Source organism: Corynebacterium sp. HMSC22B11, assembly GCF_001815965.1.
Taxonomy (GTDB): domain Bacteria; phylum Actinomycetota; class Actinomycetes; order Mycobacteriales; family Mycobacteriaceae; genus Corynebacterium.
On sequence record NZ_KV823504.1, the window covers coordinates 163,442 to 182,596 of the forward strand.

Here is a 19,155-nt window from a genome sequence, read left to right on the forward strand (position 1 = left end):
GCCCTAGCTCTTTGTCAAGAGCTAGGGCTTGTCTTTAGCCTTCTTGGCCACCGATGTTCTTATCGCCGTCGGTTTTCCGGCGGCGCTGCTTAGCGCGAGCGCGGCGATCATCGACGATGTCCTCAAGATCCGCCTTAGGCCATTCCTCGACGCCCGTGCGTAGGCGCTGCTGGGCGGCCTGGGCCTCCGCAGAACGGTGTGCCTCCTCGCGACGGGCGGCCGCGAGCGCGCGCTGCAATGGATTCCGGCGGAACAGGACCCACGTGATCATCACGAACAAGATCGTCATGCCGATCGCACCAATGACCAAGCCATAAGAAGGCGGGCCGGCCGGGTCGGTGACCGGGCGAGATTGACGCATCCAGATCGCGAACACGCTATACCACCAGCCCACGCCTGCGAAAGCCCAGTTGACCCACGCAACCAGCCAGGATCGCGAGACGATCGTTCCGATGGTCAGCATGACGCCGCCCAGGACGGCGAGGGTGGCGTACACCCGTTCCGGCATGGTGATTTGGAATTTCTGTGCGGTCGGCGAGTTGAAGAGCACATCGATGCCCAGCACGTCCCGGGAGTGCGGCAGGAAGAGGGAGACGAGCACCAACATGAGACCGAGAGCCATGAACGGCAGCTGCTGGCGGTAGTCGACCATTTTCGCAGCCTTCTCCTCGGCAGCGGTGAGGTCACCCCGGTAGGCGGCCAGCGGATCCTTGCCCTGCTTGTCCTCGGTGGCGCCGGCTACGCCGGGCTTGCTTTCCTGCGGCGAATCGGCGGGATTCGCGTCGTTCTTTTTAGTCACAGCCACACCCTTCGTGGACGTTCTTGGGCGCCGCGGTCGCATCAGCCTGGGGCTTAATACCGATGGTTGGCACGCCGAGGCTCACCCCGATCGGCGCGGTGGTCGGGGTCTGGCCAGCACCCGACATGTCGCCGGCCTTGGTCAACCGGTGGTTGACGAGTGGGCCGTCCGCAATGAGGAAGAACGGACGGGCGTCGGTAATCGTGACTTCCACTATATCCCCAGGACGAACGTCCTCGCTTGGGGTGAAGTGCACGAGCCGGCCGTCCCTAGCACGGCCCGACATGCGGTGGCGCTGGGCGTCCTTGCGGCCACCGGTCTCCTGGACCAGCAGTTCCTGGGTCGTTCCCACCAGCTCCTGGTTGTCCTCGGCCTGGATGCGCTCCTGCAGTGCGATGAGGCGCTCGTAGCGCTCCTGCACGACAGCCTTGGGGATCTGGTCTGGCATGCTAGCTGCCGGGGTGCCGGGGCGTGGCGAGTACTGGAAGGTAAATGCGCTGGAGAAACGCGCCTTCTCGACGACGTCGAGGGTCGCCTGGAAGTCCTCCTCCGTTTCGCCGGGGAATCCCACGATGATGTCGGTCGTGATGGCCGCGTGTGGAATGCGTTCGCGGACCTTGTCCAGGATCCCCAGGAATTTCTTCGAGCGGTAGGAGCGACGCATCTCCTTGAGGATGCGGTCGGAACCCGACTGTAGCGGCATGTGTAGCTGGGGGCAGACGTTGGGGGTCTCTGCCATCGCATCGATGACGTCGTCGGTGAATTCAGCAGGGTGAGGGCTGGTGAAGCGCAGCCTCTCGAGACCTTCGATCTCGCCGCAGGCGCGCAGCAGCTTGGCGAATGCGCCCCGATCTCGTTGCAGGTCCTCGTCGGCGAAGTTCACGCCGTAGGCGTTGACGTTCTGGCCCAGCAGGGTGACCTCCTGCACGCCCTGGTCCACCAGCGCCTGAACCTCAGCGAGGATCTCCCCCGGCCGGCGGTCCTGCTCCTTGCCTCGGAGAGAGGGCACGATGCAGAAGGTGCAGGTGTTATTGCAGCCCACGGAGACCGATACCCAACCCGAGTAAGCGGATTCCCGCTTTGCCGGGAGCACGGAGGGGAATTCCTCGAGGGAGTCGAGGATCTCAACCTCTGCCCGCTGGTTGTGGGCGGAACGCTCCAGCAGAGTGGGCAGCGAGCCGATATTGTGGGTGCCGAAGACGACGTCCACCCAGGGGGCGCGGTCGACCACCACGTCCTTATCCTTCTGCGCCATGCAACCGCCAACGGCGATCTGCATGCCAGGATTGCGATCCTTCATGGGCTTGACCATGGCGAGCGTTCCGTAGAGCCGGTTATCCGCGTTCTCCCTCACCGCGCAGGTATTGAAGACGAGAACGTCTGGTTCCTCACCGTCCGCCGCAGGTTGGTAGCCCGAGTCCTCGAGGAGCCCGGAGAGGCGCTCGGAATCGTGAACGTTCATCTGGCAGCCGAAGGTGCGGACCTCGTAGGTGCGCTGTTCGGGCTGCTCAGATGCGGAAGTTTTCTTCTCCATAGCGTGAGTCACGTGTGCAGATCCTACCCCCAGGGCGGGGGCGAACACGAACCGTGTCACGTTCGCCACTGCCCCGCCCGCCGGCACCCCGCGCTAACTAGATTTGAGTTCGGCGAGCTGCTGATCCAACGCCTCACGGGCGTATGCCAGGCTGGTGCCCGCGGGAAAACCGCGGCGGGCAGCGACCCCCACCACTCGCTTGAGGAATTTATTGTATTCCGCGCGGTCCGCAGGCACGGCCCGAATGCTCGCGGCCTTCTTGTCGATCAGTCCACGCATGATCGCGTCCTGATCCTCCTCGTCGACGAGCTCCACAGCAGCCTCGATGTGTTGCTCGGCGACCCCCTTATCCCGCAGTTCGCGGCGCAGCACAGCGACAGATTTCTTTTGATTCCTGCTTCTTTGCTCGACCCAGAGCCTCGCGAACTCGCCGTCATCGAGCATGCCGTTGCGCTGGCAGCGCTCGACGACTTCCCTGACGAGTTCCGGGGCATAGTCCTGCTTGAGTAGCCGCTCCTCGAGCTCCGCCACCGAGCGCGGGCGATGGTTGATGAGGCTTTGCGCCCGGTTGACAACCGGGGCGAGAGCCTCCTCCTTCTCCCGATCGACGAGCGGGCTACCGCTCCCCTGCGTCCAGGACGCGATTGCCCGCCGCAGCGCGGCAATCTTCTGTTCCCGGCTCTCCGGGGCACCCCCGGCTGTAGCCCAATGGTCGTCTGCGTTGCCTTCAGTCACAGCGGGGCCTAGTTCTCCGTCTCGACGTCTGGGTCATCGAAGTTCGGAACCACGTCGATGGGCTTATCCTCATCAGCGATGGGCTCGTCCTTCGCCTTGGCGTAGGGGCCAACCTTGAGCTCTTGCATGATGCGATCCTCTAGCTGTTCGGCCAGCTCGGGGTTGGACTTCAGGAACTCGCGGGCCTTTTCCTTGCCCTGGCCGAGCTGTTCGCCCTCATAGGTGAACCAGGACCCCGACTTCTTGATAATCCCGGCGTCCACGCCGAGGTCGAGGATCGAGCCCTCCCGAGAGATGCCCTCGCCATAGAGGATGTCGAACTCCGCGATCTTGAACGGTGGCGAAACCTTGTTCTTCACGATCTTCAACCGGGTGCGGTTACCCACCACGTCCTGGCCGTCCTTCAGTGCCTGGATGCGGCGGATGTCGCAGCGAACGGAGGCGTAGAACTTCAGGGCCTTACCACCGGTGGTGGTCTCCGGAGAGCCGAACATCACGCCGATCTTCTCACGCAGCTGGTTAATAAAGATCGCGGTAGTGCCGGTCTGGTACAGCGCGCTGGTCATCTTGCGCAGCGCCTGGCTCATCAGTCGAGCCTGGAGACCCACGTGAGAATCTCCCATTTCGCCGTCGATCTCCGCCTTGGGGGTCAGCGCTGCCACGGAGTCGATGACCACCACGTCGATCGCGCCAGAACGCACCAGCATGTCCGCAATCTCGAGGGCCTGCTCGCCCGTGTCCGGCTGGGAGACCAGCAACGCATCCGTATCCACGCCCAAAGCCTTGGCATACTCCGGGTCCAGTGCGTGCTCGGCGTCGATGAAGGCTGCAATGCCGCCGCCCTTCTGAGCTTCAGCAATGGCGTGCAGCGCGACGGTGGTCTTACCCGAGGATTCCGGCCCGTAAATCTCTACGACACGGCCACGCGGGAAGCCTCCGATACCCAGAGCAACATTGATGGCGATATTGCCCGACGGGATTGCGCTAATGGGTGGGCGATTGTCATCGCCCAGTCGCATGATCGCCCCCTTGCCGAAGTCCTTCTCGATCTGGGCCATTGCTAGATCGAGAGCCTTGGAGCGATCCTTCTGTGCCGCCGTGGTGGCCTTCTTCTTTGGTGCCATGACACCCTCCTCGTTTTCGCGTCTGTGTTTTCGTTCTTGTCTTAATCAGTTCAAGCCGACAACGTGGCGTCACCTCGCCCCGCGTCCGCGCGGCGAGGGCGAAAGCTATTGTCTTCCGCTTGGGGCTAGTTCTATCACCCGCAGCGGACACCGACCTCGCCCACCTGCGCTCGCTGTGGGCAGCGATGGCGGCTATCCACAGGGGCAAAGAGGTACTGGCACGTTGTTCGGATTTAGTTATAGGACACCGGGCAGACACGCAGCGCGCCACCCACCACCTCGAACCACACTACACGAACCTTTGTTCGATTTATTCGAACGGCGCGCCGCACGCTTTTAGCGTTTGCCCGCCCCCCTCACACCACCGGGAAACGGCGCGAATGAGTCAAAAGCCTTTTCCTCCCTTAGGGCTCAGTCATCCTCCCCGAGCATCAGCTCTTCGGGAATGTCGAAGTCGCGGCAGAGCTCCCACCACACATTTCGTGGCTCTTCACCAGCCTCGATCGCCTCCTCGGCGGTCTTCCCCAGCCTGGACAACACGTGGCTTTCCACGATCCAGCCACCGTAGGTGGCGCCAAACTCACCCGCGATAAGCCGGTCAAACTCGGTTCTCCTCATGCTCGGACGCTAGCACAAAAATAGTTGAACAAAATGGGAAGCTTTGTTCAATGACTTGTTAATATGTCCATCGATGAAAACTCTCAATGTTCGCGATCTCGGCGCGATCGTCGCATTCGCTGCCCTGACCATCGCACTAGGCGCAGTAACCATCCCAGTCGGCTTCACCGGTGTGCCGATCGTCCTCCAGAACATGGGCGTGATCCTCACCGCCATGATCCTCGGCTGCCTCCGTGGCGGGCTATCCATCAGCCTGTTCGTCGGCGTCGGCCTCGTGGGCGTGCCGAACCTCGCTGGGTGGAGCCCGACGATTTCCGCGATTTCCGGCCCCAGCATCGGCTACATCGTGGGCTATATCTTCGCAGCCTTCATCGTTGGTGCATTCTCTCAAGCAATCCTCGGCCGCCGCAACCGCACTGATCAACCCGGACAGAGCTGGTCTTCCATCGTCGGGCTGACAATCGCGGGTGTGATCGGTATGGCCGTGATGTACCTTTTCGGTTCCGTCGGGCTGATGTTCCGGCTCGGCCTGGATTTCCCGGGCGCCCTGGTGTCCAACACTCCGTTCATCCTTCCCGACCTGATTAAGTGCATCGCCGCGGCTGTCATCACCTTCGGTGTCTTCCGCGCGGTACCTCACCTGGTTCCGGCCGCGAACCTGCGCTCCCGCAACTAGATTTCCCTCCCCCCCATGCCTCTCATCGAGTTCCGCGACCTTACCTTGCGGGGTATCGGCCGCTCCCCCGACGCCCCGCCCATTCTCGATTCGATCAGCCTCCGGCTCTCCGAACACCGCATCGGCATCATCGGCGCCAACGGCTCCGGGAAGTCTTCGCTGGTGCGGTGCATCAACGGGCTCAACATTCCCGACGAGGGTGAAGTCACCGTCGATGGACTCTCCACCGCCAAGCGCGCCGGGGAGATCCGCCGCCAGGTGGGCTTCCTGTTCTCCAACGCGGATAACCAGATCATCATGCCCACCGTTGCTGAGGACGTCGGGTTCTCCCTGCGCGGCAAGAAGCTGAACCGCCAGGAGAAGCGCGCCGCCGTGGCCGAGATTCTCGACCAGCTTGGGCTGGCGGGCAAGGAAGAGCAGTCACCCCACACCCTCTCCGGCGGAGAAAAACAGCTCCTGGCGCTGGCGTCGATCCTCGTGATGAACCCGCGTCTCATCATCGCCGATGAGCCGACCACGCTACTCGATCTGCGCAACCGCCAACGTATCGCCCGCACGCTGGCGTCATTGGAGCAACAGCTGATCGTGGTGTCGCACGACCTGGAGCTCTTCGAAGGCTTCGATCGGGTCATTTGGATCGACGATGGTCGCATTCGGGCCGATAGTGCCGACGAAGATTCCGTCACCACTGTGCTCTCGGATTACCGGACGTGCATGCTGTGAGACTGCCCCGCATCAATACCGCGGCCCCGGTTCTGTACATCCCGACGGGCTCGGTCATTCATAGGCTTCCCGCCGGAGCGAAGCTCACTGGTCTCATTGCTTTTCTCGTGCTCGCCGCCATCTTCGCCAAGACTCTGGTGGCTGGCGCGGGCTGTGTGGCGGCCGCGGTTGTCGCTTACGCTCTGGCGAAGATCCCCTGGCGCACCGCGCTACGCCAGCTCATCCCGATTCTCATCATTCTGCTGGCTTTCGGCGCGCTGACGTGGTGGCGCAGCGGTCTGAACGAAGCCCTGGTGCGTTTCCTAGTGCTGTGGGCCTCGGTCTCCGTAGCAATCCTGTTGACGATGACCACCAAGGTCTCCGACCTCCAGCGCGCCGTGGAACGGGCACTCGCCCCGGCTGCTACCATCGGCCTGCCGGTGGACAAGATCTCCCTGGCCATCAGCCTGACGATCCACATGATCCCCCTGCAGCTGCGCACCATCAACGAGGTCGTAGAAGCACAACAGGCCCGTGGCGGAAAGTTTTCCGCCCGAGCCTTGGGCATCCCCCTGGTGATCCGCACCCTGCTTCGCGGCCGGGAAGTCGGCGAGGCGCTGCAGGCGCGCGGGGTGGGCGACTAAGCGCCCACGAGGAAGGGTTTAGTTGCCTTCGCGCAGCTGACGCATGCGCTCGGCAACGGCGTCCGCATTCGGCTGCGCCTGCTGGTCGGCAGACTGTGCAGTGCCAGCCGACCCGGAAGTGCTGGCGTCGATGGACTTCTGAGCCGAACCGCTGATCTGCCCCTGCTCCTTGCGCATCTCCGAGCGGATCTGTTCCAAACGGGAGTGCCCCGCGAGCTGGGTGCTGGCTTGGTTGATGTCCGCCATGCGCCCCTGCACCGAGTTCTGGGCGAGCTCCGCCTGGCCCAGCGCACGTGCGTAGCGGCCCTCGATCTTCTCCCGCACCTGGTCGAGGTTCGGCGAGGAACCGGATACGGCCTGGTTCATCGACTGCAGGGATTCCGCGACCTTCTCCTGCATCTTCGCCTGCTCCAGCTGGCTGAGCAGCTTGGTGCGCTCGGCCACCTTCTGCTGCAGCTGCATGGCGTTGCGCTCAACTGCCTGCTTGGCCTGGTTGGCCTGCTGCAGCGACTGGTCGTGGAGGCCCTTGAGATCCTCTACGGACTGCTCCGCTGTCACCAACTGGGCGGCGAAGGCCTCAGCGGCGTTGTTGTACTCCGCAGCCTTGGCCGCGTCGCCATTGTTCTGTGCATCGTCCGCCAGCTTCAACGCCTGGCGAGTATTGTCCTGGAGCTTCTCCACCTCAGCCAGCTGGCGGTTGAGCTTCATCTCCAGCTGGCGCTGGTTACCGATGACCGCTGCTGCCTGCTGAGACAGCGCCTGGTGCTGGCGCTGAGCTTCCTGGATGGCCTGCTCGATCTGGATCTTCGGATCCGCATTCTCTTCAATCTTGGAGTCGAAGAGAGCCATGAGGTACTTCCACGCCTTAGTGAAGGGATTTGCCATGCGGCCTGCACTCCTTGGGGATAACTATCGACAAAATTTTTGCCCGCCCCGTGGGAGACGAGCCTCATCTGCGCTAATTTTAGCAGCATCCGCGCTGCCAATAGTGCTTAGTTCACGCGCGCCATCGACGAAGCCAGCTCTGCCGCTGCCGCGTCAAGGGTCATCATGGACGCCGCTTCGAGGATCGCCGAAGCAACGCTGATTCCCATAGCGTGGCACACGCTCGCGAGCAGCTCGGAGGAAACTTCCTTACGCCCCCGCTCCAGCTCCGAAAGATAACCGGGGCTGACGTTGGCGAGCTTAGCCAGCTCGCGGAGGGTGAATCCTGTCTGCCGACGCGTATCCCGCAGCGTCGCGCCGAGAGCTTCGCGCAGCAGCGGCTCGTCACTGGGTGCCATCGGCATGGAGGCATCCCAGTTCTGCTCCAATACGTGTTCCGCGCTGAAGTCATCCAGCTTGTCCGCCGAGTGGGCTCGCTGAGCGCTCCCGCGGGAAGTCTCTGGACTGCGCGAGGGGGAATCTAGCAGCAAAATATTTTCTACCATCATTACCTCTAACGATCCTGGCGGACTATTTGTTCCCGTCGCCGGCGATCCCGAGGATCATCTCCAGCGCACCATTCACAGCGAGCTGTCGGATCACGGCGCGTGGCTGGGTTCCGAGATCCAGGGTACGTACGGTCGTTCCCCCGGCTCCTGCGGGCGCTGACAACCCGATATGCACCTCGCCGACCGAATGGCCGTCCTGCCCATCCGGCCCCGCCACACCAGTCAGCCCGATGCCAATGCTCGCCCCGCAACGCTGCGCCGCACCCTTGGACAGCTGGACCGCCACCGCAGGGTCGACGGGGCCGCGCTTGCGCAGCAACTCCCGATCCACCCCCGCCAGCGTGGCTTTGAGGTCTGTCGCGTACACCACCAGGCCACCGCGCAGCACAGCTGAGGCCCCCGGAGTATCGGCGATGCATGCGGCGAGCATTCCCGCAGTGAGGGATTCAGCGGTGGCCAGTGTCCAGCCTCGTTCCCGGCAGGTGTCGATCACCTGGGCGGATAGCTCCGCCGCCTGCGCGCGGAGCGCTTCCAGCGAGTTTTTCCCAACCTGCTGCACGATCCTGCCCAGCCCTCTCGACTAGTTCTGTTTCCGGGAGTCCACCATGTACTGCAGTCCAGTCACCACGGTGACCGCGACAGCCACGGCCATGACCCCGTGCCCGATCCAGGCGACGGCACCTGCCAGCGGCATGATGTACAGCGCGACGGCAAGCGTCTGCAGCACGGTTTTGAGCTTCCCACCCTTGGATGCCGGGACCACCAGCCCGCGCCGGGCGAGAACCAGCCGCCACAGCGTGATGCCGAGTTCGCGGACGACGATGACCGCAGTGACCGTCCACCACAGTTCGCCCAGCAGGTTGAGGCTGATGAAGGCCGCAAGCATCAGCAGCTTGTCGGCGATCGGATCGGCAAGCTTTCCGAAGTCCGTGATCACCTCATACTTGCGCGCGAGGTACCCGTCCAGCTGGTCGGTCACCATCAGCAGCAAGAAGACGACAAGCGCCCACCAACGGTCCGCCCGAGCGGCGGCCTCGTCCGGCCACGCCCCTGTGCCCGCGATCGCCCACAGGAAGATGGGGATCAGCAGGATGCGAATGGTCGTGAGAACGTTCGGCACGTTAAAGCGACGCACAAAACGACCAAATGCGCTCAGCGTATCTGGTTGCGTGTTCCGCTCCACTGTTGTCTCCACGCTGGTAATTCTACCTACCTGCGGGATCTTTACCGAAACCGGCATCGCTTGCATGCGTAGGTGCTGGCTCCTCGGTCACCCCGGCCTGTTTCTGCTGGGCCTTCTTCCCCACCGTGAGGCTCAGCACCGTCGTAATGGCCAGCGTCAACACGATGAAGATCAAGGAGAACTCGACCGACACCTCCGGGACGGAAACGTTGCCGCCACCGTTGATGAACGGCAGGTTATTTTCGTGCAGCGCGTGCAGTACCAGCTTCACGCCGATGAAGGCGAGGATGATGGACAGCCCGTAGGAAAGGTAGACCAGCTTCTCCAGCAGCCCATTCAGCAGGAAGAACAGCTGTCGCAGCCCCATCAGAGCCAGTGCATTGGCGGTGAAGACGATGTAGGGCTCGCTGGTGATGCCGTAGATCGCGGGAATCGAATCCAGCGCGAAGAGCACATCGATGAAGCCGATGGCCAACAGCGCGACGAACAGCGGGGTCACCACGAGGCGCCCCTTGCCGGAAGACTTCTTCTTTCCTTCGACGTCGCCGGTCGCACCGCCCTCCCGAACGAAGAGGCGGTCCGAATGAACCTTGTCCGTCACCGGCACTGCCTTGCGCAGGACCCGGATGATCTTCATGTCGTTGAGGTCGGTCTCCTCGGCGCCGGTGACCTCGTCGTAGGCCAGCTTCGCGGCGGTCCACAGCAGGAAGATGCCGAAGAGATAGAACACATCGGACCAGCGTGCGATCGCAGCCGCGCCAAGCCAGATAAAGATGCCGCGCAGGGCAAGTGCCATAAGGATGCCGGCGAGCAGTACCTTCTGCTGGTACTTCCGCGGAATCTTAAACGTGGTCAGGATCAGCGAGAAGATGAACAGGTTATCGACGCTGAGCGCCTTCTCGGTGATGTAGCCGGCGAAGAACTCCAGCCCGTGTTGGTGAGGATTGCCCGGCTCGCCCCAGGTGAACCACAGGAACACCCCGAAGGCCATCGCCAGGCCGACGTAAAACGCCGACCAGAGTGCGGACTCCTTCAGCGTCGGCTCGTGCGGGGTGCGCACGTGCGTAAGAAAATCGAAAACAAAGAACCCGAGCACCACGACAATCGTGATGATCCAGGTTAAGGCGTTAACTTCCATTGGTTCCTCCGGCCCTTAAAGCGTGTTCAATGACCGGAGGTCTCCCCCGCCAGGCGTCAACGCGACCTGACCGGAGTGGCCGGGTGAGCGCCACGCCGGCAGGGTTGAGGCCTGCTCGCCGCCGCTCCGCCGTGTTGACGACCGACTCCGTGGATTGGGGTACTCCCCTCCATCGGGAGCAATGCTACACCAGCGAGCAGACAAGGTCCGCACCACCCGCCGGGGCGTCCCCGCAGGCGTGCCTTAGAAAGCCCCCGAGGGCGGGCTGGCGGGAATGACGCGCGTCTGAGTGTCGTCGTCGCCGTCGTTACCAGCCGAATCCTCGCCGGACGTCGTCGGCGGTGCCGCGTTCTCGGGGGCCTCCGCACCTTCGTCCTCGTCGAGCACGTCCTTCGGGGCATCCTCTGGGTCGGCGCCCTTGATCATCCAGATGATGGTCTCGAGCTCCTCCGGCTTGACCAGCACCTCACGTGCCTTCGAGCCCTCGGATGGCCCAACGACACCGCGGGTCTCCATCAGATCCATGAGGCGGCCGGCCTTGGCGAAACCGATGCGCAGCTTGCGCTGCAGCATGGACGTCGAACCGAACTGCGACGTCACGACCAGCTCGACTGCCTGGATGAGGTCCTCGAGGTCGTCGCCGATGTCGGCGTCGATGTTCTTTTTCGCCTCGGCGGACTTATCCTCGGTGACTCCCTCCGTGTAGTCCGGCTCAGCCTGCGCCTTAGCTGCCTCGACGACAGCGAAGATCTCCTCGTCGGTGACGAAGGCTCCCTGCATGCGAATGGGCCGCGGAGCACCCTGCGGGATGAACAGCCCGTCGCCCATGCCGATGAGCTTCTCGGCGCCTGCCTGGTCGAGGATCACGCGGGAGTCCGTCAACGAGCTCGTCGCGAAGGCCAGCCGCGACGGCACGTTCGTCTTGATCAGGCCCGTGACGACGTCCACGGACGGGCGTTGGGTCGCCAAAACCAGGTGGATGCCGGCGGCTCGCGCCTTCTGGGTGATGCGGACGATGGCGTCCTCAATCTCGCGCGGGGCGGTCATCATGAGGTCAGCGAGCTCGTCCACCACACAGACGATGTACGGGTACGGACGGTATTCGCGCTCCGAGCCCAACGGGGTGGTGATCTCCCCGGACTTGACCTTGCGGTTGAAGTCCTTGATGTGACGCACGCGGGTGGCCTTCATGTCCATGTACCGCTGCTCCATCTCCTCCACCAGCCAGGTCAGCGCGGCGGCTGCCTTCTTCGGCTGGGTGATAATCGGAGTGATGAGGTGCGGGATGCCCTCGTATGGAGTCAGCTCCACCATCTTCGGGTCGATGAGGATGAGGCGGACATCCTCTGGCGTGGCGCGGGTGAGCAGGGAGACCAGCATCGAGTTCACGAACGCGGACTTACCCGAGCCGGTGGAACCGGCAACCAGCAGGTGTGGCATCTTCTGCAAGGAGTGCCCCACGAAGTCGCCCTCGATGTTCTTGCCCAGGCCGATGAGCATCGGGTCCTGGTTGGCCACGACGTCCGCGGAACCCAGCACGTCGCCGAGGCGAACCATCTCGCGGTCGGAGTTCGGCACCTCGATGCCGACGGCGGATTTACCCGGGATCGGGGTCAGCAGCCGGACGTTATCCGTGGCCACCGCGTAGGCGAGGTTGGACTGCAGATTCGTGATCTTGGAGACCTTCACGCCGGGGCCGAGCTCGATCTCGTAGCGGGTGACCGTCGGGCCTCGCTGGAAACCGGTGACGTGGGCGTCGACGTTGAATTCCTCGAAGACCTCCGTGATCGCGTCGATCATCCGGTCGTTGGCGTCGCTGCGTTCCTTCGCCGGCTCGCCCGGGATCAGCAGTTCGGTGGACGGCAGGACGTAGCTGCCCTCTGCCCCCTGCGGTGCGGCTGGGGACGAGGACGCCGCCGACGCGGTGGCGTCCCCGTTTTCGTTCTGCTCCTCGGTCTTACCCGCAGCCAGTGCGGCAGCGTCGATGCCGGAGCGAGCGACGATAGCCTGGCGCATGGCCTCGCGGGACTGGTTGACAGCCTTGTCTCCTGCCGCGCGCTCTTCGGCGTGGCTCCGCCCGGCAGCGGGCTCGGCCTGCGGAGATTCCTCGCGCGCCGCGGGGATCGCGGAACGCTGTTGGGCACGAGCGGGCTTGCGGCGTGGCGTGCCCTCCTCCGGGCTAGCGGCGACATCGAGCACCGCGGTCTCATCCGTATCGGAGACCAGTGGGAGTGGCTCATCGATATCATCCAGGACGGCTGGCTCGGACTGCCGTGGCGCGGCGGCTCGCGGCGCCGGGGCGCTGCGGCGGCGGGCTCGGCGGGCAGGCTGCGCGGGCTCCTCCTCCACCGGGTAGTTAGCCGCCGGGGATTTCTTACGGCTGCGGGTTGGCAGGAAGTAGTCGTCTTGATCCACGGCCTCATCGAGGCGCTGGTCGATTTCGCCGTACGGATCGTCGTCGTACTCCTCCGAATCCCGGGAGAAGCGTTCACGCAGCGCGTCGAACGTGCCCTCGAGCCCCAGCCAGGAAACGGATCCGGCGAAGAACTCGGCGACCGTGCGGCCGGTGAGCTGCAGGGCACCGTAAATCATGATGAGGAACAGCAGCGGAACGGCAACGTAATTACTGAAGCCCACGGACATCGGCGTGCCGATGAACTGTCCGACGATGCCGCCCGCTCCAGCCTTATCCGCGGTGCTGGTCGGAAGACCAGCGAAGATGTGAATGATCCCCAGCAGGGATCCGGCGACAAGACCCACGCCGAGGCCGCGGCGCAGGTCAGAGCTCTGCGTCGTGCGAACTCCGAACATCAGGATCCAGGCAAGCCCCAGCAGGACGACCGGGACGATGTACGCCCCCACACCGATAGCCCAGGTCAGCGCGTAGGCGATGCCTTTGCCGACCGCGCCAGCAACGTTGAACCACAGGGTGGCGGCGAGAATGATCGCAACACCGCCGCTGACGAGCGCCGGGCCGTCGAAACCGCCGCCGATCTGGCGTGGCCCCTCCTCGTCGAACTCATCGCCGTCGAACTGCGTGTCCTCGACCGGCGCCATCTCCTTCGCCGCCTGCTTCTTGCGTCGGGGACGCCGCGGCTGGGTGCCGTCTTCGTGCTGCTGAGAGGCCAAACCTTCTACTTTCTTCTTTGACGTGCGGGCTTGTGGTCGGTGCGCGGCGAATTCGGCTGCGTCTGAGTCCTCGCTCTCATGCCGGGGGCGCCGGAGCGCGCCACCGATTCCGCTGGCTACCGAGTCCGCGATCGTTTTGATGCTTCCGCCCACGGCACGGTAGGCACTGCCCGTCCTACCAAACTCCATGTCGGAGGCCGAACTACCCGATCGCGCGGTCTTGGCCGTCGACGCACCGGGGTCGACGGAGAGGTCCTCGTCGATCCCCATGCGTGGGGCACGGCGCCTCGCAGCTGGGCGAGAATCCCGCTGACCGGGGCGGGAGGGAGAGCGCCGGGAGCGGTTGCGGGAGGGCGACGTGCCGGGACGGTTTCTGACAGACATGTCCGCCATATTAGTCCCAGTAGTCACACGTTTAACACTTTCAACACGCCTCGCAGTGGGTTTCCTGGCGAGAATCCCGGTTATCCGGGCACAGAGCTCCCCTCCCCCACCGCCCCGCGGGGCGACATAAGGACGGGGACGAAAAGGAAGACCGGGCCGTGGGTCACCGCGTGTGTCACGGCGAGCCCCCGGCCCGGTCAGCCAGTTCAGTCGTTATTGAGCAGGCACGGACGGTGCGTCCTCCAGCTCCTCAACGATCTCGCTAGTCATCGGAACCACGGTCGGAACGATGAGCGGCTTGCGGTTCCACTTATCGGAGACGTGGCGGGCGAGACGACGACGCAGGGTCTGAGCCATGCGGTAAGGGTTATTCTCCCCCTCACCGGCCAGATCCATCATCACGTCGTCGGCGATCTCGCCGAGCTCCTTGAGCAGGTCCTTGGCATCCCCAGAGAAGCCCTTGGCCTGGATGTGCGGGGCCTCCAGCGGACGGCCGGTGCGGTTGTCGATCACCACGGATACGGCGATGAGGCCACCCTCGGCCATCGCGGTGCGGTCCTCGAGGGTATCCGCGTCCACGTCGCCCATGCGGGTGCCGTCGACGTACAGGTTGCCCACGGTGATCTGACCCACGACCTTCGCATGCCCGTTGTGCAGGTCCACGACCACGCCGTTCTGGGCGAGCGGGACGTTCTTCGGGTCCACGCCGGTGGAGATAGCCAGATCGCGGTTGGCGCGCAGGTGGCGCCACTCGCCGTGCACCGGCATCGCATTGCGCGGGCGCGCTGCGTTGTACAGGAACAGCAGCTCCCCTGCCAGGCCGTGACCAGAGGTGTGGACGTTGGCGTCGCGGCTGGTGACCACCGTCGCGCCGATCTGCGACAGCATGTTGATCACGCCGAACACTGCCTCCTCGTTACCCGGGACGAGGGAGGAGGAGAGAATGATCAGGTCGCCGCTGCGGACGGTGATCTGGCGGTGCTCCCGGCGTGCCATGCGCGACAGCGCGGCCATCGGCTCGCCCTGGGTACCGGTGGTGATGAGAACCACCTTGTGCGGAGCCATGCGGGAGGCCTCGTCCATGGAGACGATGGTGCCGCGCGGGGCGTTCAGGTAGCCCATGCGCTCTGCGATCTCCATGTTGCGGATCATCGAGCGCCCGGTGAAGGCCACCTTGCGGTTCGCCGCGACCGCCGCGTTCACGGCCGACTGAATGCGGGCCACGTTGGAGGCAAAGGACGCCAGAATCACGCGCTGCTTCGCGGCGCGGATCAGTCGGGTCAGCGTCGGGGCGACGTCCGCCTCGGAACCGGAGAATCCCGGGGTTGCGGCGTTGGTCGAGTCGCAGAGCATGAGATCCACGCCCTCGTCGCCGAACCGGGACAGCGCCGGCAGGTCCGTCGGACGGCCGTCGATCGGGGTCTGATCGAGCTTGATGTCGCCGGTGTGGATCACCAGGCCGGCCGGGGTCTTCAGCGCGATGCCCAGGCAGTCCGGGATGGAGTGGTTGACGTTCCAGAAGCGCAGGTCAAACGGGCCGTAGCTCACGTGCGACTGGTCGTTGACCTCGACGATCTTCGGGCGCTGGCGGTGCTCCTGGGTCTTGGCCTGGATGAGCGCTGCGGTAAAGCGAGAGGCAACAATCGGGATGTCCGCGCGCTGCTTGAGCAGCCACGGGATCGCACCGATGTGGTCCTCGTGACCGTGGGTGATCACGAGAGCCTCGACGCGGTCCCACTTATCGTCCAGGTAGGAGAAGTCCGGGAGGATCAGGTCCACGCCCGGCTCGCCGCTGGATGGGAAGAGCACGCCACAGTCGATCAGCAGCAGGCGACCGTCGTACTCGAAGACGGTCATGTTGCGGCCGATCTCGGAGATACCGCCGAGGGCAACGATGCGCAGCCCACCCTTGGGCAGGGCCGGTGGCTCTGGGAGGCGCTTGGTCAGGTCTGCACCCTGCATGGCCTGCAGCGCACCGCGACGACGGTCGCCACCGCGGCCACGGCGGTTGTTGCCATTGCGGCCGCCGGACTTGGACTTGTTTCCGCCGCGACCGGAGTTGTTCTGGCCACCGCGGTTATCGCCGCCCTGCTTATCGCCGTTGTTGGAGCCCTTGGAACGGCCACGGCCACGGGAGCGGCGGTTGTGGGAACGGCCCCCGCCGTTCCCGCCGTTGTTATCGCCACCGTTGTCGCCGCCGGAGCGCTTGCCGCCCTTGCCGGAGCCCTCGCTGGCGCCGGAGTTCTGGGCTGCCTGCTGGCCGCCGTCGTTGAAGACGGTCGCGGCCTCAGCGTTACTCACGCGGTTCTTGTCGGCGCGTTCGCGCTGCTGCTCAGCGCTCGCGTTCCCCGCATCGGATTGTGCAGCAGTTTCCGCGCTCGGCGGAGCCGCCTTTCGGGTTACCTTGCGTCCCCGAGAACGATTTTCAGTCATATTATCCTTTTAAACTCCTGCGTCCTGCAGGTCTTGTTCCAGCTGATCCAGTTCGGCTGGGTCTACTTCCAAAATTGGTAGGCGCGGTGCACCAACGTCCTTGCCGCGCAGCTTCAGAGCCGCCTTCACCATCGTCACTCCCCCGAGGCGCCCCTGGGCCCGCTCCAGCGGGGCCAGGCTCGCCGCGATCTGCTGAGCGCCCGCCAGGTCGCCCTGGTCGTAGGCCTCACGCAGAGCCCGCAGCTTGTCCGCGGCCAGGTGCCCGATCACGGAGATGAAGCCCGTCGCACCGACCGAAAGGAACGGCAGGTTCAGCGGGTCATCGCCGGAGTACCAGGCCAGGTCCGTGTTCTGCAGCAGCTGCAGCGCCTCCGGAAGCTTGCCCTTGGCATCCTTGACGGCCTGAATATTCTCGTGCTCCGACAGCCGCTGGATGGTGTCCATCTCGATGGGGACGACCGACCGGGACGGAATGTCGTAGAGGCAAATCGGGAGATCGACGCTGTCCGCGACCGCAGTGAAGTGCTGAAACAGCCCCTCCTGGCTCGGTCGGGAGTAGTACGGGGTGACGACGAGCAGCGAATCTGCGCCGGCGTCCTGCGACAGCCGGGAGAGTTCGATGGTGCTCGCGGTGTTGTTCGTGCCAGTGCCAGCGATCAGCGTGACGCTATCGCCGAGTTCAGCGCGAACTGCCTTGAGTAGGTTGATCTTCTCCTCGTTGGTCGTGGTTGGAGATTCTCCGGTCGTACCAGCGAGAACGAGAGAATCGCAGCCTTTATCAACCAGGTGCCCGGCGAGCTCGACGCCCGCCTTCAGGTCGATAGTCCCGTCCTTGTGGAATGGCGTCACCATTGCCACAGAGACCGTTCCGAAGTGTTCAGCACCACGAATTGCTGCATTACCTGTACTCATAGGTGTAAAGATTACCTTTCTTCACCAGGTTTGTGGTTATTTGCTACTCCCCGTGTCTCGTTTCGGGGAACACGTTTTCCTGTTTCCGACGACCCCAGCACCGCGAACTAGATATCGCTGACGTAGGGACTTGTGGCGATCTGGGTCTTATCCCGCAGCTCCGTAATCGAGAAGTCCTCGAAAACCTCCGGGGCGATCGACTGGAGCTCAACGAGGCACGCAATCGCCACCCGGCGAATCTCCGGATCGGCGTGCTCGGTCGCCCGCATGGCGATGAAGTGTCGCCAGCTACGGAAGTTACCGGACATGACGAAGCGGGTTTCCGCCGCGTTGGGCAGGACAGCACGTGCCGCCTGTCGGGCCTGTTTGGCGCGCAGCGCGGCATTCACCCTCGCGCTCGCTCCGTCATCGAGATTCTCGTTGAGGCTATCCAGGATTTCGGTATAGGCGCCGTGCGCGACGTCCGCCGCCTGGAGAAAGAGTCTCTCCAGGTCGGGGTTTTCCTGCACGCTGCGTGGCACAACCACTCGCGCCTCGTCATCCGGGACGTAGCGCTGGGAAAGCTGGCTGAAGGAGAACATTCGGTGCCGCATGACCTCGTGGGCACAGGAGCGAGACACGCCACGCAGGTACATCGTGGCGCTGGAGTGCTCCAGCACCGCCAGGTGGCCCACGTCCATGATGTGGCGGAGGTAGGCGGCATTCGTCGCGGTGTGCGGATTGGGCTTATCCCAAGTCTCGTAGCACGCGCGCCCGGCGAATTCGAGGAGAGCGGACGGGCCATCGGTATCCGTTTCCCAGTCGATATCCGGCGGCGCGTGGAATTGGGTGTGCCCGATGAGCTGGACGTCGAGTTCCACCGGTGTTGCCATAGCGTTCGTCGCCCGAGCCCTAGTCCAGACCCAGGAACTTCTCGAGGCCGATCGTCAGCCCCGGGTTCTCGGCGATCTTCTCCACGCCGATGACCACACCCGGCACGAAGGACTCGCGGTCGTAGGAGTCCTGGCGGATGGTCAGCGACTGCCCGCGGGTACCGAAAATGACCTCTTCGTGCGCCACCATGCCGGTCATGCGGACCGCGTGGACGGGCACCCCCTGGACGTCGCTGCCTCGTGCGCCGTCGAGGGACTGGGCGGTGGCGTCCGGCTGCTCCTCCAGCCCGGCCTCGCCGCGAGCTCGGGCGATCCCCTCGGCGGTGTGCACCGCGGTGCCGGAAGGAGCGTCAAGCTTATTCGGGTGGTGGAACTCGATGACCTCGGCGGATTCGAAGAATGGTGCGGCGATTTCGGCGAACTTCATCGTCAGCACCGCCGAGATGGCGAAGTTCGGGGCCACCAGCACACCGACCTTCGGGGCATCCTGCAGCAGGCTGCGGACCGTCTCATAGCGTTCCTCGGTCCAGCCGGTGGTACCTACGACCGCGTGGATGCCGTTGCGGATGCAGAACTCCACGTTGCCCATCACGGAGTCCGGCTGGGTGAAGTCCACGACCACGTCGGTCTTGGTGTCCACGAGCTCCTGGAGGTCATCGCCGTGGTCCAGGGCGGCGGAGAGTTCCAGGTTCGGGTTCTGCTCCACCTCGGCGACGATGGTGGTGCCGACGCGCCCCTTGGCGCCAAGTACTCCTACGCGGATCATAAACTTTCCTTCCTGCCGAAGCGTGCTTGGCAATAGTGTCTGTGAAGCCCCGACCGGTGGCCGGGCGTTGCTG

18 protein-coding genes are annotated in these 19,155 nt (G+C 64.1%); 3 read left to right on the top strand and 15 right to left on the bottom strand.

What is annotated here, in order from left to right; translation table 11 throughout:
- Positions 1–34: 34 nt before the first annotated feature.
- The 5 genes from HMPREF3088_RS06835 to HMPREF3088_RS06855 all read right to left on the bottom strand — a co-directional run bounded on the left by HMPREF3088_RS06835 (position 35) and on the right by HMPREF3088_RS06855 (position 4,810).
- Positions 35–799 (bottom strand): Rv2732c family membrane protein, encoded by a 765-nt coding sequence (locus HMPREF3088_RS06835; RefSeq protein ID WP_070759020.1) that lies wholly within the window; start codon positions 797–799, stop codon positions 35–37.
- Positions 792–2,345, bottom strand: coding sequence for a tRNA (N6-isopentenyl adenosine(37)-C2)-methylthiotransferase MiaB (miaB, locus tag HMPREF3088_RS06840; protein WP_371441311.1), 1,554 nt, complete (start codon positions 2,343–2,345; stop codon positions 792–794). Before miaB ends, HMPREF3088_RS06835 begins: the two co-directional genes overlap by 8 nt.
- An 81-nt stretch (positions 2,346–2,426) precedes the next feature.
- A complete protein-coding gene (recX, locus tag HMPREF3088_RS06845) occupies positions 2,427–3,068 on the bottom strand; it encodes a recombination regulator RecX (protein ID WP_070759022.1) in 642 nt (213 codons plus the stop codon).
- Positions 3,069–3,076: 8 nt separating this feature from the next.
- Positions 3,077–4,192: a recombinase RecA gene (gene recA / locus HMPREF3088_RS06850; RefSeq protein WP_070759023.1), complete on the bottom strand. Its 1,116-nt coding sequence runs from the start codon at positions 4,190–4,192 to the stop codon at positions 3,077–3,079.
- A gap of 411 nt (positions 4,193–4,603) precedes the next feature.
- Complete coding sequence (locus HMPREF3088_RS06855; protein ID WP_070759024.1) at positions 4,604–4,810, bottom strand: DUF3046 domain-containing protein; 207 nt, start codon at positions 4,808–4,810, stop codon at positions 4,604–4,606.
- A gap of 43 nt (positions 4,811–4,853) precedes the next feature.
- Here HMPREF3088_RS06855 and HMPREF3088_RS06860 point away from each other — a divergent pair, with 43 nt between their 5' ends.
- The 3 genes from HMPREF3088_RS06860 to HMPREF3088_RS06870 are packed head-to-tail and all read left to right on the top strand — an operon-like array spanning position 4,854 to position 6,832.
- On the top strand, positions 4,854–5,486 hold the full coding sequence (locus HMPREF3088_RS06860; protein ID WP_070759025.1) for a biotin transporter BioY: 633 nt from the start codon (positions 4,854–4,856) through the stop codon (positions 5,484–5,486).
- 15 nt (positions 5,487–5,501) lie between these two features.
- Positions 5,502–6,209, top strand: coding sequence for an energy-coupling factor ABC transporter ATP-binding protein (locus HMPREF3088_RS06865; protein WP_070759026.1), 708 nt, complete (start codon positions 5,502–5,504; stop codon positions 6,207–6,209).
- Positions 6,206–6,832, top strand: coding sequence for an energy-coupling factor transporter transmembrane component T family protein (locus HMPREF3088_RS06870; protein WP_246818092.1), 627 nt, complete (start codon positions 6,206–6,208; stop codon positions 6,830–6,832). Before HMPREF3088_RS06865 ends, HMPREF3088_RS06870 begins: the two co-directional genes overlap by 4 nt.
- Positions 6,833–6,850: 18 nt before the next feature.
- Here the strand turns inward: HMPREF3088_RS06870 and HMPREF3088_RS06875 are convergent, their stop codons facing one another.
- The 10 genes from HMPREF3088_RS06875 to dapB form a co-directional block, all read right to left on the bottom strand.
- Positions 6,851–7,717, bottom strand: coding sequence for a PspA/IM30 family protein (locus HMPREF3088_RS06875; RefSeq protein WP_070759028.1), 867 nt, complete (start codon positions 7,715–7,717; stop codon positions 6,851–6,853).
- Positions 7,718–7,824: 107 nt separating this feature from the next.
- Positions 7,825–8,121, bottom strand: a complete 297-nt coding sequence (locus HMPREF3088_RS06880; RefSeq protein WP_231837780.1) for a helix-turn-helix domain-containing protein — start codon at positions 8,119–8,121, stop codon at positions 7,825–7,827.
- A gap of 166 nt (positions 8,122–8,287) precedes the next feature.
- Positions 8,288–8,824, bottom strand: coding sequence for a CinA family protein (locus HMPREF3088_RS06885; protein ID WP_070759030.1), 537 nt, complete (start codon positions 8,822–8,824; stop codon positions 8,288–8,290).
- 21 nt (positions 8,825–8,845) lie between these two features.
- Positions 8,846–9,460: a CDP-diacylglycerol--glycerol-3-phosphate 3-phosphatidyltransferase gene (pgsA, locus tag HMPREF3088_RS06890; protein ID WP_070759031.1), complete on the bottom strand. Its 615-nt coding sequence runs from the start codon at positions 9,458–9,460 to the stop codon at positions 8,846–8,848.
- Positions 9,461–9,470: 10 nt separating this feature from the next.
- Complete coding sequence (locus tag HMPREF3088_RS06895; protein ID WP_070759032.1) at positions 9,471–10,586, bottom strand: TerC family protein; 1,116 nt, start codon at positions 10,584–10,586, stop codon at positions 9,471–9,473.
- 243 nt (positions 10,587–10,829) lie between these two features.
- Positions 10,830–14,108, bottom strand: coding sequence for an FtsK/SpoIIIE family DNA translocase (locus HMPREF3088_RS06900; RefSeq protein WP_070759033.1), 3,279 nt, complete (start codon positions 14,106–14,108; stop codon positions 10,830–10,832).
- Between the two features lie 204 nt (positions 14,109–14,312).
- Entirely contained in the window at positions 14,313–16,532 is a 2,220-nt protein-coding gene (locus HMPREF3088_RS06905) for a ribonuclease J (RefSeq protein ID WP_070759034.1), read from the bottom strand.
- Between the two features lie 9 nt (positions 16,533–16,541).
- Positions 16,542–17,444: a 4-hydroxy-tetrahydrodipicolinate synthase gene (gene dapA, locus HMPREF3088_RS06910; RefSeq protein ID WP_070759035.1), complete on the bottom strand. Its 903-nt coding sequence runs from the start codon at positions 17,442–17,444 to the stop codon at positions 16,542–16,544.
- Between the two features lie 107 nt (positions 17,445–17,551).
- Positions 17,552–18,316, bottom strand: a complete 765-nt coding sequence (gene thyX, locus HMPREF3088_RS06915) for an FAD-dependent thymidylate synthase (RefSeq protein ID WP_070759036.1) — start codon at positions 18,314–18,316, stop codon at positions 17,552–17,554.
- 19 nt (positions 18,317–18,335) lie between these two features.
- Entirely contained in the window at positions 18,336–19,082 is a 747-nt protein-coding gene (gene dapB / locus HMPREF3088_RS06920; RefSeq protein ID WP_070759037.1) for a 4-hydroxy-tetrahydrodipicolinate reductase, read from the bottom strand.
- Positions 19,083–19,155: the final 73 nt, after the last annotated feature.